This is a genomic window from Mucilaginibacter sp., from assembly GCF_036383575.1.
Classification (GTDB): Bacteria; Bacteroidota; Bacteroidia; order Sphingobacteriales; family Sphingobacteriaceae; genus Mucilaginibacter.
Map to the genome: position 1 here is coordinate 1 of NZ_DASVOB010000628.1, position 13,450 is coordinate 13,450.

The 13,450-nt window shown below is 43.7% G+C and carries 10 protein-coding genes and 1 pseudogene; 4 read left to right on the forward strand and 7 right to left on the reverse strand.

All coding sequences use genetic code 11. The annotated features are described in order from the left end of the window. Together VF500_RS22265 and secG are read left to right on the forward strand one after the other, a co-directional pair. Window positions 1-427 (forward strand): annotated as a pseudogene (locus VF500_RS22265) (hypothetical protein); the annotation flags it as partial. A 9-nt stretch (window positions 428-436) separates the two neighbouring features. After that, window positions 437-805, forward strand: coding sequence for a preprotein translocase subunit SecG (secG, locus tag VF500_RS22270; RefSeq protein WP_330861783.1), 369 nt, complete (start codon window positions 437-439; stop codon window positions 803-805). A 441-nt stretch (window positions 806-1,246) separates the two neighbouring features. Here secG and VF500_RS22275 read toward each other — a convergent pair whose 3' ends face one another. From VF500_RS22275 to VF500_RS22305, 7 genes are all read right to left on the reverse strand, one after another. Then, a complete protein-coding gene (locus tag VF500_RS22275) occupies window positions 1,247-1,585 on the reverse strand; it encodes a hypothetical protein (protein WP_330861784.1) in 339 nt (112 codons plus the stop codon). An 89-nt stretch (window positions 1,586-1,674) separates the two neighbouring features. Further along, the gene (locus VF500_RS22280; RefSeq protein ID WP_330861785.1) at window positions 1,675-2,544 is read right to left on the reverse strand and encodes an aldose 1-epimerase family protein; all 870 of its coding nucleotides are present in this window, start codon (window positions 2,542-2,544) and stop codon (window positions 1,675-1,677) included. A 110-nt stretch (window positions 2,545-2,654) separates the two neighbouring features. Then, window positions 2,655-5,102, reverse strand: a complete 2,448-nt coding sequence (locus VF500_RS22285; protein WP_330861786.1) for a bifunctional YncE family protein/alkaline phosphatase family protein — start codon at window positions 5,100-5,102, stop codon at window positions 2,655-2,657. Between the two features lie 108 nt (window positions 5,103-5,210). Beyond that, on the reverse strand, window positions 5,211-6,101 hold the full coding sequence (locus tag VF500_RS22290; protein ID WP_330861787.1) for an AraC family transcriptional regulator: 891 nt from the start codon (window positions 6,099-6,101) through the stop codon (window positions 5,211-5,213). A 132-nt stretch (window positions 6,102-6,233) separates the two neighbouring features. After that, window positions 6,234-7,052 carry an SDR family NAD(P)-dependent oxidoreductase gene (locus VF500_RS22295; RefSeq protein ID WP_330861788.1) on the reverse strand — a complete coding sequence of 273 codons (819 nt, stop codon included), beginning with the start codon at window positions 7,050-7,052 and terminating at the stop codon, window positions 6,234-6,236. Window positions 7,053-7,291: 239 nt separating this feature from the next. Continuing rightward, the gene (gene galB / locus VF500_RS22300; RefSeq protein ID WP_330861789.1) at window positions 7,292-9,715 is read right to left on the reverse strand and encodes a beta-galactosidase GalB; all 2,424 of its coding nucleotides are present in this window, start codon (window positions 9,713-9,715) and stop codon (window positions 7,292-7,294) included. A 348-nt stretch (window positions 9,716-10,063) separates the two neighbouring features. After that, window positions 10,064-10,540, reverse strand: coding sequence for a DUF6702 family protein (locus tag VF500_RS22305; RefSeq protein WP_330861790.1), 477 nt, complete (start codon window positions 10,538-10,540; stop codon window positions 10,064-10,066). Between the two features lie 68 nt (window positions 10,541-10,608). On the opposite strand from VF500_RS22305, the gene VF500_RS22310 reads away from it, so the two are divergent. Together VF500_RS22310 and VF500_RS22315 are read left to right on the forward strand one after the other, a co-directional pair. Next, window positions 10,609-11,199 (forward strand): HupE/UreJ family protein, encoded by a 591-nt coding sequence (locus VF500_RS22310; protein WP_330861791.1) that lies wholly within the window; start codon window positions 10,609-10,611, stop codon window positions 11,197-11,199. After that, the coding region (locus VF500_RS22315) for a M1 family metallopeptidase (RefSeq protein WP_330861792.1) at window positions 11,196-13,450 on the forward strand (2,255 nt) is incomplete at its 3' end. The genes VF500_RS22310 and VF500_RS22315, both read left to right, overlap by 4 nt.

Consider the following 13,450-nt stretch of genomic DNA (forward strand, 5'->3'; position numbering starts at 1 on the left):
TTATAATATTGAAACGGTTGCACAGCCAAAAAAACCTGTAGCGCCTGATAGCCAAACAGCGGATGCACTGCAGCATCAGTATTATGAAAATATCTTCCATTCGCAATCTCTGGAGGAGCTGGAGAAAACCCCTCAGCCCGATGTGCCGGAGATAAAAAGAAAGGAAGACATCATTATTGAGAAATTTATTAAAGAGGAGCCCCAGATCAGGCCGCCATCAATTGATAAGCTCGATAATGAGAACAAAGCAAAGAAGAGCTCGGAAGACAGAAATGACCTGGTAAGTGAAACATTAGCCCAGATTTACATCGACCAGATGTTATATCACAAAGCTATTGCAACTTACAAAAAATTGATGTTGAAATTCCCGAAAAAAAGCCGTTACTTTGCAAGCCAAATTGAGGAGTTAGAGAAGAAAACTAATTAATATAAAGAAATGTATATCGTTTTAATCATTGTTACCGTAATTGTATGCGCTCTGTTAGGGCTTATCGTACTTATCCAAAACCCTAAAGGCGGTGGTTTGGCATCAAATTTTTCAAGCTCATCACAATTAATGGGTGTACAAAAAACCGGCGACTTTTTAGAAAAAGGTACCTGGGCGTTAGCAATAACCCTTATGGTGTTATCGCTTGCTATCAACGTAGCTGTAAAAGGCGGTTCATCGGCTAATACAGACAACGCGATACTGCGTGAGCAAATTGAGAAAAATTCAAAACCAAGCAACGCGCTTCCTTCAGCAGCTCCGGCGTTAACACCATCAACTACTACGCCAGCTCCTAAAGCTGACAGCAGCAAAAAATAATAAACTATTTTAATCAAGATATTAAAGGCCTCTGGATATATTCAGGGGCTTTTTTGTTGCTGGCACGCTGAATGGGATATAAAAACGTCGTTGCGAGGCACGAAGCACTCCCCAACCTACAGAACCGCCCCTATATAGTTCGCGATTGCTTCGTGCCTCGCAATGACGTGGAGTAGAATTGAACATGAGTGGGCCCGTCAGTCTGAGCCCGTCGAAGACTCGCGTGCAAAGGCCCAGCGCACCATACTTCGACAAGCTCAGTATGACACCCTTTTTAAGCTACTATGGATAGGGCCGAAGCATTTAGCTTTGCACAACGGTTCTTTATTATGTCGAAGAGGATTCTTCGCTATCGCTCAGAATGACAATAGGTTATAAAGTCCTAAAAAAAACGCCCCCGATTTTCGTCGGGGGCGTTTTTATTATACAAGGTAATTCAAATTATAATATCAGGATCAATACTAAAATGATGATGATAATAGCACCTAATGAAAGGTAAATACCGCCACCGCCAAGGGCGTTGGCTTCTTTTTTCATCCCTTTAAGTTCTGTACGAAGCTCTTTACGCTCTTCTTTGGTAAGTTGCGATTTGTCCATCGCTTTGATCTCGTTAACACGGGCTTTTATTTCCTCAACACGGGCTTGTTTTTGCTCGGTTGTCATGGTTGCTATTTCTTCTTTACTTAGCGGAGTAAGTGCGTGGTTATCAGCGGCAAAAGTATTCAACGCTGTAAATGACAGCAGCATGGTTAAGGCTAATAAATAAATTTTAGTTTTCATAGTTTTAATATTTAAGTGATTCTTTTTATGAAAGCGAAAAACTGTGAAAAATGTTTTAAGCAAGTATAAAAATATTGTAAACTAATTGCTTACAAACAAACAAAATACGCTGACTCAAAAACATGGCCTACACTTAATTTTTGGATAGCTTCTTTTTCTTTAATATCTACATGTCTACCCTCTGTATCGGCACAGCCAAGCCATGGTTCAATGCAAACAAAATCGGCCCCTGGTTTAGCCCATAAACCAAGATAATTGAAATGCGGAAACTCGAGTGCAAGGGTTTGGTCATGCTTATCACTTTTAATAGTTACCATGCGCGATTTCAGGTCTTTGAAAACCAATGCATCATCATTAAACAGGTCCCGGGTTAAATAGAGCTTTTTATTGGGGGTAGGTACCGGATGCGTTACGCCATTAAAAAAGCCGTCTTTTGATAGCAGGTGGGTGTTAAAACGTTCTTCGGTTTCAAACTCAAGATAATAATCCTCATAATTTTCGCCTTTATTAAAAGGCACATTAAAGGCAGGGTGCCCGCCGACTGAAAAATATATCGATTTTTTATCGAGGTTGATCACCTTATAGGTTATCCGGAGCGCGTTGTCAATAAGATGATACAGGATCTGGAAATCAAATTTAAAAGGATATACTTTTAGTGTGTTTTCACAATTAGGCAACGAATAACTTGCCGACGTCTCATCCGACTCCAGCAAAAAAAACTCCGACTGCCTTGCAAAACCATGGCGCGACATGGCATATTTTTCGCCACTTACCAAAAGCTCATTATTGATCAGGCCGCCAACCACCGGGAACAGGTTAGGTGCATGCCACGGCCAGATCTTTTCATCGGCCTGCCACATGTGTTCAATGCCTGTGGCTTTGTTAATAAATGAACTCAGCTGGGCGCCTTTGGTGTCGATAGCTACTTTAATGTGCTCGTTTTCTAAATGAGTGATCATAGGAGTATAATTAATGTGAAAGCCCGGCTTTATAAATTATAGCCGGGCTTTAAACCAATATATTAAGGATTCGTTAATTGGACAACTTCCGGTTCAACGAAGTTAACAAATCAATCATCATCCTGTTCTTTTTTAGGTTCTAAAATTACAAAGGCACTCCTTTTTGGCGCAGGCATGACAGATGCCTCTCCTTTTACGTATTTCCAAACTACCTCATTAAGGTCGATATCAGGTGCGGCATCTTCTTTGGCAAAATTAAACAGTTCAGATCGTTTGCTGCTTTCGTTTACGGCTATGTTTCGCTGTTCCAGGTCAACCTGGGCAGGTTTGGTTGTGTATGGGGTAAAGTCGGGCTTGCTGGTGAAGCAATCATACAACGGCATAGCTGCGGCATCATACTGGCTCATTGGCGGCAGGCCTAATATCAGTTCCATAGTGCGCAATACTCCCGAAGTTGAATACATGCCATGGATCACCGCATTACGTTTTACATACGGGCCTGCAACAAACACCGGCGAGCGATGGGCATCAATATGGTCGGGCCCGTTTTGGGCATCATCTTCCAAAATAAAAACTACCGACTCTTTCCAGATAGAACTATGCGATAAGTGCTCGATAAACTGGCCAATGGCAAGGTCATTATCGCCCACAGCAGCAATAGGTGATATGGCGCCTTTACGCTGACCGCTTGTATGATCATTTGAAATGCGTACAGTATTAAAATGCGGTACGGCGTTTATGGTTAATAACGAATCAAAATCATGTGCCCAGATCTCAGTACGTTTTACATCTTTCACACTTAAATCGAATCCCGGCGACTTCACGCAAAAATGCCCTTCAAGTGATTTTAAGTTTGCCTTGCCGGGGTTGCCATCGCTCACAAACTCGCCGTAGGTACGGTAGCTTACACCGGCGCGTTTGCAATAATCCCATATAAAACCATCGCGCGGATAGGCAGCTTTACGGGTGCCTTCAAAATCGTAGTTACCACCGCGGCCGCCGTAGCTGGTTGGCCAGGTTTTTTCCACAAAGTCGGTAGCATAGGCTGCCATGCTCCAGTTGTGTCCGTCGGCACTTACTTCGGCATCAACATAAAAGTTATCAAGCAAAACAAATTCGTTGGCTATAGCGTGATGGTTAGGCGTTACTTTATTACCGAAGATGCATAGCGAGGTATCCCCATTGCCCTGCGGCATATCGCCTAAAACCTGGTCGTAAGTGCGGTTTTCCTTAATGATATAAAACACATATTTAATAGGCGATTTTTCGCCCACCCGGCGTGGAATCGGGTTACCTTCTTCGCCCTTGGCTGTTTTTTCAACTTTGGCGGTAAATGGCGTATTGGCATAAACCTGTTTGGTATAAGCTTTCAGTTCGGCGTCGGTTGGGCTGTTGATAAAAGATAGCGTACCTTTAAATAAACCACCGATATATTGCTCCCGGCTGTTGATAGCACCTTGTTTATAACCGCTGTTATCTGTTTTTTTAACCGGCTGTGGCCCTTTAGGATTGGCCATTGATGAAAATCCTTTACCATTTGATACCAGGATCTTATTACCCAGCATTTTTACATTGGTTGGATACCAGCCTACCGGGATAAAACCTTTGCTCTTGCTGCTGCCCGGTACGGTTACGTCAAATACCGCAAGGCAGTTATTATCGGCATTAGCTATAAAAAGGGTTTTCCCATTTTGCGATAAGGCCAATCCGTTACTGGTTGAGCCTGTGAGGCGGGTAGGGTAAAGGGCCGTAGAAATGGTTTCGACTATTTTGTGTGTAGTTGTATTTACTACAGATACGGCATTGTCATTAGCATCGGCCACATACAGAAATTTTCCTTTCTTATCTAAAAGCAGCTCGTTTGGATGGCTGCTGGTTTTAATGGTGCTAAGGGTTTGTGTAGCTATGTTGTAAAAGCCAAGCATATCGCCGCCCCATAACGAAATATAGAGCGTTTTTTCATCGGGCGATAAAATGCAGCTGTAAGCTTCGGCAGGGAGCTTTACCTGTTTAAGGATGTCTTTTTTATCTGGATCGATGATGTAAAGGGTGCTGTCTTCTTTGGTGACCGAATACAGGCGGCTGTTGCTTTTGTTGGTTACCATACCTGTTGGACAAACTTTGTCTTTTGGCCAGGCATGCGGTGCTAATTTGATGGTATCTGGCGTACCCAGTTTGTTATCGGCGATGTTGAATACCAGGATCCAGTTATCATTGCCACCCGAGGCATATAGCTTTTTTTCATCGCGACTGAAAGCAAGGCCATACCATGATTTCTTAACCACAACCTCATCAAGCAGTTTTTCATTTTTAGGATCGATGAGTTGCACCGACTGAGTGCTTTGCCCATTATTGGTAACAGCCAGCAGTTTGCCGGATGATGACAGCTGCATATTAAGCGGCAAATCGCCAAGCGGCAGGGAACGCCCGGCCGGACTAAGCTTCCAGCCGTTAGGTAATAATACCTGCCCTGTTTGTTCAATTTTACCCGGAGTTTGAGCGAATGATTGTAGCGCCGCGCTTAGAAACGCAATGCCGGCAATGAGTTTTAGTTTCATAAGAAAACGATTGTAGTCAAAATTACAAAATCGTTTTATCCCGAAAGGGTTGTTAACAGAAACTTAATGTAGATAAATTGGACTTTTCTTTGTGATTGCCTTAGTACATCAATTAACCAGCTGCTTTTTAAACTGGTTGGGGCTGATACCCGTTTCTTTTTTGAAAAGCCTTGAAAAGTATGGTAAGTTTTCAAAACCAAGCTCATATGCTATTTCAGAAACGCTTTGGTAATCGCTTTTGAGGCGGTTTTTGGCTTCGTTTACCAGGTAAATATGGATCAGTTCAATAGCAGTTTTCCCGGTTTCCTGTTTAAGCATGTCGCTCAGATAGCGTGGGGACAAGTTAAGCTGTGATGCCAAGGCATTAACAGTTGGCAGCCCCTGTGTAAGCAGCAACCCGGTTTTAAAATATGAAGTTAAGGCATTATTGAATTTTGATACCGTTTTCCCCGAAAGTTCTGTGCGGTTAATAAACTGGCGTTTATAAAATCGCTGTGAGTATTTCAGGATCGAATCAATATGCGTAAGCATGATATCGCGGCTGTATTCATCCGTGTTATTTCGATATTCCGTCTCTATCTTGTGATAAAGGTCCCACATGATCTGCTCTTCCGATGGGGAAAGGTGCAGCGCTTCATTGGCTTCATAGTCGAAAAAAGCATATTTACTTATTTCGGTATTCAGGAAGTGACCGTTAAAGTAATCTTCGTGAATGAATATAATAAATGCGTCCTCGTCATATTCAACGCTATTAAACTGAATAACCTGACGGGGTTTAATGAACATCATGCTACCGTTATCATGATCATATTTGGTACGACCGTACATAATTTGGCCCGCTTTAAGTTTTTTAAACCCGATCATATAAAAATCAGATGTAAATTCCCTTTCTCCAAGTCCGCAGGTATGCGTACACCTGAACATGCTGAATAACGGATTTTCCGGCATCGGAAATCCGTTGAAGCGGTGCATATCGGCCAAAGTTTTGAAATGTTGCATGATTTATAAAGTTAAACAAATCTACGCCGGATTACGGCGTAGATTATGTAAAAGAATACCATTAATATAAAAGCTGAAAGCAGAATGCAAAAAGCCTAAAGCCAATAGATAACAGCCTGTATATAATATTAATTATTTACCGTGTGCAGCGGCAGATACTTCGCTCCAGCTATCCCATTCTGCAGCGCGACCTTCATAGGTTTGTTTAACCCATGGATGTGCAAATTTACCCAGGAATAAACGCAACGGTGGGTTTTCACTGTCAATCAATTTTAGCACAGCATCGGTAGTTGCTTCAGGTACACCGAAAATTTCGTCAGTTAAACCAGCCTGGAAAGCGGCGCGCACTCCGTCATATTCTGGCATTGCTGTCGTTTGTGCGGCAGAAGCACCTGCCCAGTCGGTTGCAAAGCCGTTTGGCTCAATCAGCGAAATATTTATCCCAAAGCCTTTTACTTCGGTAGCCAGTGTTTCGCTCAAGCCTTCTACAGCAAATTTAGAGGCATTGTAAATACCCAGCACAGGCAGGGTAACCAGTCCCAATACGCTCGAAAGCTGGATAATATGGCCATGCCCTTGTTCGCGCATTACCGGTAGCACCGCTTGTGATAACCAAAGCAAACCAAAAAAGTTGGTTTCCATCTGCTCGCGGGCTTCCTGCTCTGTAGTTTCCTCAATGCTGCCAAATAAACCGTAGCCAGCATTATTGATCAGCACATCAATGCTGCCGAAATGTTGTTTTGCTTTGTTGATAGCTGCAAAATCAGCAGCACGGTCGTTAACATCCAGTTGCAGGGGTAAAATATTGTCGCCGTATTGGCTTACCAGGTCATCCAGTGTGCTTAAATCGCGGGCTGTTGCTACTACTTTATCGCCTCTTTGCAATAATGCTTCGGCCCATAGTTTACCGAAACCACGTGATGCTCCGGTAATAAAAATTGTCTTTGCCATTGTTATCGTTTTTAAATGTTGAAACAAAATTAGAGTGATTAAAGCCGGGCGGTTTATACAGAAGTGGGGAACACTGATACATTTTTACGAACGTCATTGTATTTGGTAATGAGAGTGTCATTAGGAGTAAAATATCGACAGAAGCTCATTATCCATAAAAAATAAAACCCGCCTCCTTGAGGCGGGTTTTATTTTTTTAATGCTTCAAATTCCCTCTCCAAAGGAGAGGGAATTTGAAGTTATTTGGTTTTCAATACCAGTGTACTGCTCTGCAAACCATCGGCCGAAGCGGTAAATGTTATCGTACCGGCTTTTTCCTTGGCCTGTACAATAGCCAGTGCAAGGCCATGAAATGCTTTACGGTAATCGGCTTTGAACGGATCATGACTAACAGGATCGCCGTTGTCAACGCTGGCGATAAAGCCTTCGCCATTGATCTTGAAGCTTACCTTATTATCGGCATCAGGTACAACATTGCCGTCTTTATCCAGTATTTTTACGGTGACAAATGACAGGTCTTTACCATCAGCCTTGATCTGCGAACGGTCGGCAATTAATTCAATTTTAGCTGGGGCACCGGCGGTATGGATCTCGCGGGTTAAAACTGTTTTGCCGTTTTTACGCGATACTGCCTTGAGTGTTCCCGGCTCATATTTTACGCGCCACATCACATGCAGGTCGTCGCCGGTTTTCTTTTGGATGCCTAATGATTTACCATTCAGGTAAAGCTCAACTTCATCGGCATTATTGTAGTATGCCCAAATGTCGATCATTTTGCCAGGCTGCCAGTTCCAGTGCGGGAAAATGTGGAGCACATTTTTATTGGTCCACTCGCTTTGGTACATATAATATACATCCTTAGGGAAACCAGCCAGGTCAATTATTCCGAAGTATGAGCTGCGCGATGGCCATGAGTATGGAGTAGGTTCGCCAAGATAATCGAAACCTGTCCAGATGAACATGCCCGAAAGGAAATCGTACTTTTTCATCACCTTCCAGGTCATTTCATGTGTTGAGCCCCATGGTGGTCGGGTGTTGTCATAGGCCGATACATTGTTGCCTTCTCTTACAAAAGGTTTATCATAGTTGGTAGGCCAAACCCTGATGCTATCCGACGGCATTTCATAATAGCCACGTGTTTCCAGTCCCGAAGTAGTTTCAGTAGCGATAAACTTTTTGCCGGGGTAGCGGTCATGAAATTTAGCGTAATCAAACTGGTGGTAGTTATAACCGACCAGATCAATAGCGCCCGATTTCACGATCTTGTTGGTAGTATCGGGGCGATCATTAGCCGTAGTAATAGGGCGGGTTTTATCCAAACTGTGAACAATGGCTGCCAATTCGGGAGCGATACGTAATGCGCTTGTGTCTGCTTGTTGCGGGATTTCGTTTCCTATGCTCCAGATCATGATGCTGGGGTGGTTGCGGTCGCGTTTGATCTGATCTTCCAGATCGCGTTTATGCCATTCTTTGAAATACAGGTGGTAGTCGTAAGTGGCTTTTTTCCATTCCCAGCAATCAAAAGCCTCATCCATTACTATGAAGCCCATTTTATCGCAAAGGTCAAGCAGTTCGGGGGCAGGAGGGTTGTGCGAAGTACGGATGCCGTTGCAGCCCATAGCTTTTAGCATCTGCAACTGCCGTTCCAACGCCCGGTTATTCACCGCGGCACCAAGGCTGCCGAGATCGTGGTGATCGCATACGCCTAAGATTTTCATCGGCTTGCCATTCAGGCTAAAGCCTTTATCGGCGTCAAAATTAAAATAGCGGATGCCTACGGTAGTGGTGTATTCATCAATCACATTTTTGCCTTCCAGAACTTGTGTTACTGCTTTATATAAATAAGGTTTCTCAACCGACCATAACACAGGGTTTTTCACCGTAAGCGTATTATCAGTTGTTAGTACAGCGTTTTTAATCCGTGCTTCCAATGTAGCTTGTTCGCTGATCGCAACAATTTTACCGGTGGCATCATAAAGTTTAGTGCTAATAAATAATGATGGCGAAACTTCATTATTACGCAGTTGTACCTGTACATTAACTTTGGCTGATGATGCGCTTACATCGCTTGTTGTAACATAAGTACCCCAATGATCAATAGCGATTTTGTTGGTAGTTTCCAACCACACATGGCGGTAAATACCCGAACCTGAGTACCAGCGTGAATTAGGCTGTACCGAGTTATCGACCTTAACGGCGATAACATTGCTGCCGCCAAAATTTAAATAGGGAGTAAGCTCATACCTGAACGAAATATACCCGTTTGGCCTGAAACCAAGGTGATGCCCGTTGATCCATACATCGCTTTTTTGATATACGCCATCGAAATCGATATAAACCAGTTTGCCTTTTGATGCCGTCGGAACCGTAAATGTTTTGCGATACCAACCGATACCACCAGGCAAAGCACCGCCTTCGGGCGTGGCAGGATTATCTTTTGAAAACGTGCCTTCAATACTCCAGTCGTGCGGCAAATTAAGCGTGCGCCATTTGCTGTCGTTTAGCTTTGTGTTTTCGCCGTTATCAACAGCGCCAAGGTTAAAGCGCCAGCTTTTGTCAAAATCAAGTTTTTGGCGAGTTTGCTGCGCGAATGAATTTATGGCGATAAGCATGACGACTAACAATGTGCATGCTTTGGCCGGGATGAGTTTTTTTGATGACATCTGGCTTTGTGGATTAATTGTATTTGCGACACTAAATTATAAATTAAAGCTTAAAAGCAAAGGAATAATAAAAGCGGGCGCTTGAAATGCAACGAAAAATAACTTGCCATTGTTGGTGTTGTCACCAACAATAGCTGTACAGGGCAGCCAAAAGAAGATAACTGATTATAAAAAGTTGTTGGTGACAACACCAACAACGGCGGAAAAAAGTCATGTCATTGCGAGGAGCGGTATGGGCAAAAGCACTTGGGGCGACGCGGCAATCCCGTAGCTATACAGGGCGGACATGCATTGGCTACGAGATTGCTGCGCTGCGCTCGCAATGACATAACTTAATTTTTTCGCTATCTAAAACACCACCACGGCATCACTATCCGGGTTATCCAGCTTGGTGCTTTTGCGCTCGCCGGCTACGGTGATGTGCATCATGTTGATCTGTTCGGGATGTTCGGTGTAGAGCAGATCGTCATGTACTTCAAACTTTTTGGGTTTGCTGATGCCTTTAACTTCAAAATAACTCCATGCAGCATCTTCCTGTACTTCGTAACCAATAAAGTTTAAAGCAACGGTTTTGCCGTCGGCTTTAATAATGAGGTGTTTTTTAATATAATCATTTATCAGTTGCCCTACTTTTGCTTTATCGGCCGGGTGTACTATATCAATTTTGGTATGGTATTGTTTTTCGATGGTATGCTCCAGATCGTCATAAAAAATACGACAGCTTATTTCAAGGCTTTGGTTTTTAGCGTTGTGGTTAATTTCGGTAACGCTTACATAAAAGGGATGGAAAAAGCTTAGCCAGCTAATAAGAAGTAATTGCAACATAATTGCGTTAAATAGTTGTATTATCTACAAAAAACGTTATTTTTATTCGCAATCGCTAATTTTAAGTAATGACTGACTTTTCATTGTACTTCCAGCTTGGCTGGCAGCACATCTGCAATTGGGAGGGGTACGACCATATCCTTTTTGTAACTGTATTGTGCGGCACCTATCTGCTTGCCGACTGGCGCAAGGTGTTGGTACTGGTTACGGCCTTTACTATTGGTCATTCTATTACATTGGCATTGAGTGTGTTAAATATTATCCATATTAATACATCCCTTATCGAATTCCTGATCCCGATAACTATTGTATTTACCAGCCTGATCAATATCCTCAACAAAAAACGCACTTCAACAACCATGCGGCTCAACTATAGCCTGGCCTTATTTTTTGGTTTGGTGCATGGTATGGGCTTCTCAAACTATCTGAAAAGTTTGCTTGGCACCAGCACCAATATCACTGCCGAATTATTTGCTTTTAACCTCGGGCTTGAATTTGGGCAGGTATTAATTGTAATATCTGCGTTACTTATCTCTTTTATCCTGATCAGATTTGCCCGAACGCCGCAACGTGATTGGACAATGTTCCTGTCGTCGGCAATATTTGGAATTGCTTTTATTATGTGTATTGAACGATTTTTACTAATTAAATTCAGATGAATAAGTTTTACCCAGCTTTATTTTCCTGCTGCATCCTCGCTTCATCAGCCTGGGCGCAGTATAACAACAACCCGGGTTCAAACCATGGTAACAAGTTTGAACAGTTGGGCACCATGGTATCCACTCCTAATGAGTACCGCACCGCTTCGGGAGCGCCGGGGCCTAAGTACTGGCAGCAAAAAGCTGACTATGAAATAAACGCCACCCTTAATGACGATAAGCAGCGCTTAGATGGTGTTGAAACTATTACTTATACCAATAACTCGCCCGATCCGCTTACTTACCTGTGGCTACAGCTTGACGAAAACGAGCATAAAAAAGATGCCGAAAGCGCTAAGTTTGACGAAAGCAAAATGCAAGCTAAGATGAGCATCCGCCAACTACAGGGCATTATGGGGAATGACCTGGATTTGGGCAACCATATTGAAAGCGTGAAGGATGCCAATGGCGGTACGCTTAGCTATACGATCAATCAAACCATGATGCGCATCGAGCTGCCCGTAACCCTGCAGCCCGGTCAAAAGTTTAAATTTAAAATAGCATGGTGGTATAATATATCTGATCGTTTAACTATTGGCGGTCGTGGTGGTTACGAGTATTTTCCTGAAGATGGCAACTACTTGTACACTATGGCGCAATGGTACCCAAGGATGGCTGTTTACAGCGATTTCCAGGGATGGCAAAATAAGCAGTTTACCGGCAGGGGGGAGTTTGCTTTAACCTTTGGGGATTATAAAGTAAATATTAATGTACCTGCCGATCATGTGGTGGGCGGTACCGGGCAGTGTTCAAATTATGCCCAAACCCTGAGCTCTGCCCAGTTTAAACGTTGGACTGCCGCACAATCAGCCTCACAGCCTACCGAGATAGTAACGCTTGACGAGGTTAAGGATGCCATGAAGAAACATGCAACAGCCCGCAAAACCTGGACTTTCCATGCCGAAAACGTACGTGATTTTGCCTGGGTATCGTCACGCCGTATTGTTTGGGATGCTATGGGTACGCAGATTGATGGCGGCAAAAAAGTGCTGGCTATGTCATACTATGGCCCGGAGGCTTACCCGCTTTATCGCAAGTATTCTACCAAGGTAGTGGCCCACACGCTTAAAACTTATTCAAAACATACGTTCCCTTATCCTTACCCGGTAGCTATTTCTGTTGAGGCATCAAACGGGATGGAGTACCCGATGATCTGCTTTAACTATGGCAGGGCCGAAAAGGATGGCACTTATACTGAAGCCACCAAAAACGGGATGATTGGTGTAATTATCCACGAAGTTGGTCACAACTTTTTCCCGATGATCGTTAACTCCGACGAGCGCCAGTGGACCTGGATGGACGAAGGCCTGAACACGTTTTGCCAATACATGGCCGAGCAGGAGTGGGACAGTCGCTACCCATCGCAACGCGGTCCGGCGTATAAGATAGTTGACTATATGAAGCTGCCGAAAGACCTGCTGGAGCCTATCATGACCAACTCTGAAAACATTGTGATGTTTGGCCCTAACGCTTACGCCAAACCGGCAACCGCGCTAAACGTATTGCGCGAAACTGTTATGGGGCGCGAACTGTTTGATTATGCTTTTAAAACCTACGCGCACCGCTGGGCCTTTAAACACCCAACACCTGCCGATTTTTTCCGTACCATGGAAGATGCTTCGGCGGTTGACCTTGATTGGTTTTGGAGAGGGTGGTTTTACGGAACTGATCCGGTTGATGTATCTATCGACAGTGTAAAATACTATCGCCTTAACACCAAAAATCCGACTGTTGAAGGCTCTGCCGACCGTGCCCAGTTCGACCGTAATTTAGAGAACATCAGCACTACCCGTAATAAGGAAGCTGGTACCCGTTTCGCGGTTGAAGCCGATACTGCTTTGCAGGATTTTTATAGTAAATGGGACAGGTTTGCGGCAACACCGGCAACCTCTCAAAGTTACCAGGCTATGTACAATGCCTTAACTCCTGCCGAAAAGAAACTGTACGACAGTAAGAACTACTTTTATGAAGTAAGCTTTACCAATAAAGGAGGCCTGGTAACCCCGCTGCTTATTGAGTGGACTTATGCCGATGGTACCAAGGAGTTAGAAAAAATTTCGGCTTACATCTGGCGTAAAAACGAAAACAAGGTAACCAAGGTATTTGCCAAAACTAAAGAGGTAAAGAGTATAAAGCTCGACCCATACCGCGAAACCGCCGATATTGATGAAAGCAACAACAGCTGGCCCCGGGAATATGCCCCATCAAGGTT

Bases quoted from the DNA above. Each gene is read 5' to 3' on its own strand.
- secG (WP_330861783.1), top strand. From the start codon at position 437: ATGTATATCGTTTTAATCATTGTTACCGTAATTGTATGCGCTCTGTTA.
- VF500_RS22275 (WP_330861784.1), bottom strand. From the start codon at position 1,585: ATGAAAACTAAAATTTATTTATTAGCCTTAACCATGCTGCTGTCATTT.
- VF500_RS22290 (WP_330861787.1), bottom strand. From the start codon at position 6,101: ATGCAACATTTCAAAACTTTGGCCGATATGCACCGCTTCAACGGATTT.
- VF500_RS22295 (WP_330861788.1), bottom strand. From the start codon at position 7,052: ATGGCAAAGACAATTTTTATTACCGGAGCATCACGTGGTTTCGGTAAA.
- galB (WP_330861789.1), bottom strand. From the start codon at position 9,715: ATGTCATCAAAAAAACTCATCCCGGCCAAAGCATGCACATTGTTAGTC.
- VF500_RS22310 (WP_330861791.1), top strand. From the start codon at position 10,609: ATGACTGACTTTTCATTGTACTTCCAGCTTGGCTGGCAGCACATCTGC.
- VF500_RS22285 (WP_330861786.1), bottom strand. From the start codon at position 5,102: ATGAAACTAAAACTCATTGCCGGCATTGCGTTTCTAAGCGCGGCGCTA.
- VF500_RS22280 (WP_330861785.1), bottom strand. From the start codon at position 2,544: ATGATCACTCATTTAGAAAACGAGCACATTAAAGTAGCTATCGACACC.
- VF500_RS22305 (WP_330861790.1), bottom strand. From the start codon at position 10,540: ATGTTGCAATTACTTCTTATTAGCTGGCTAAGCTTTTTCCATCCCTTT.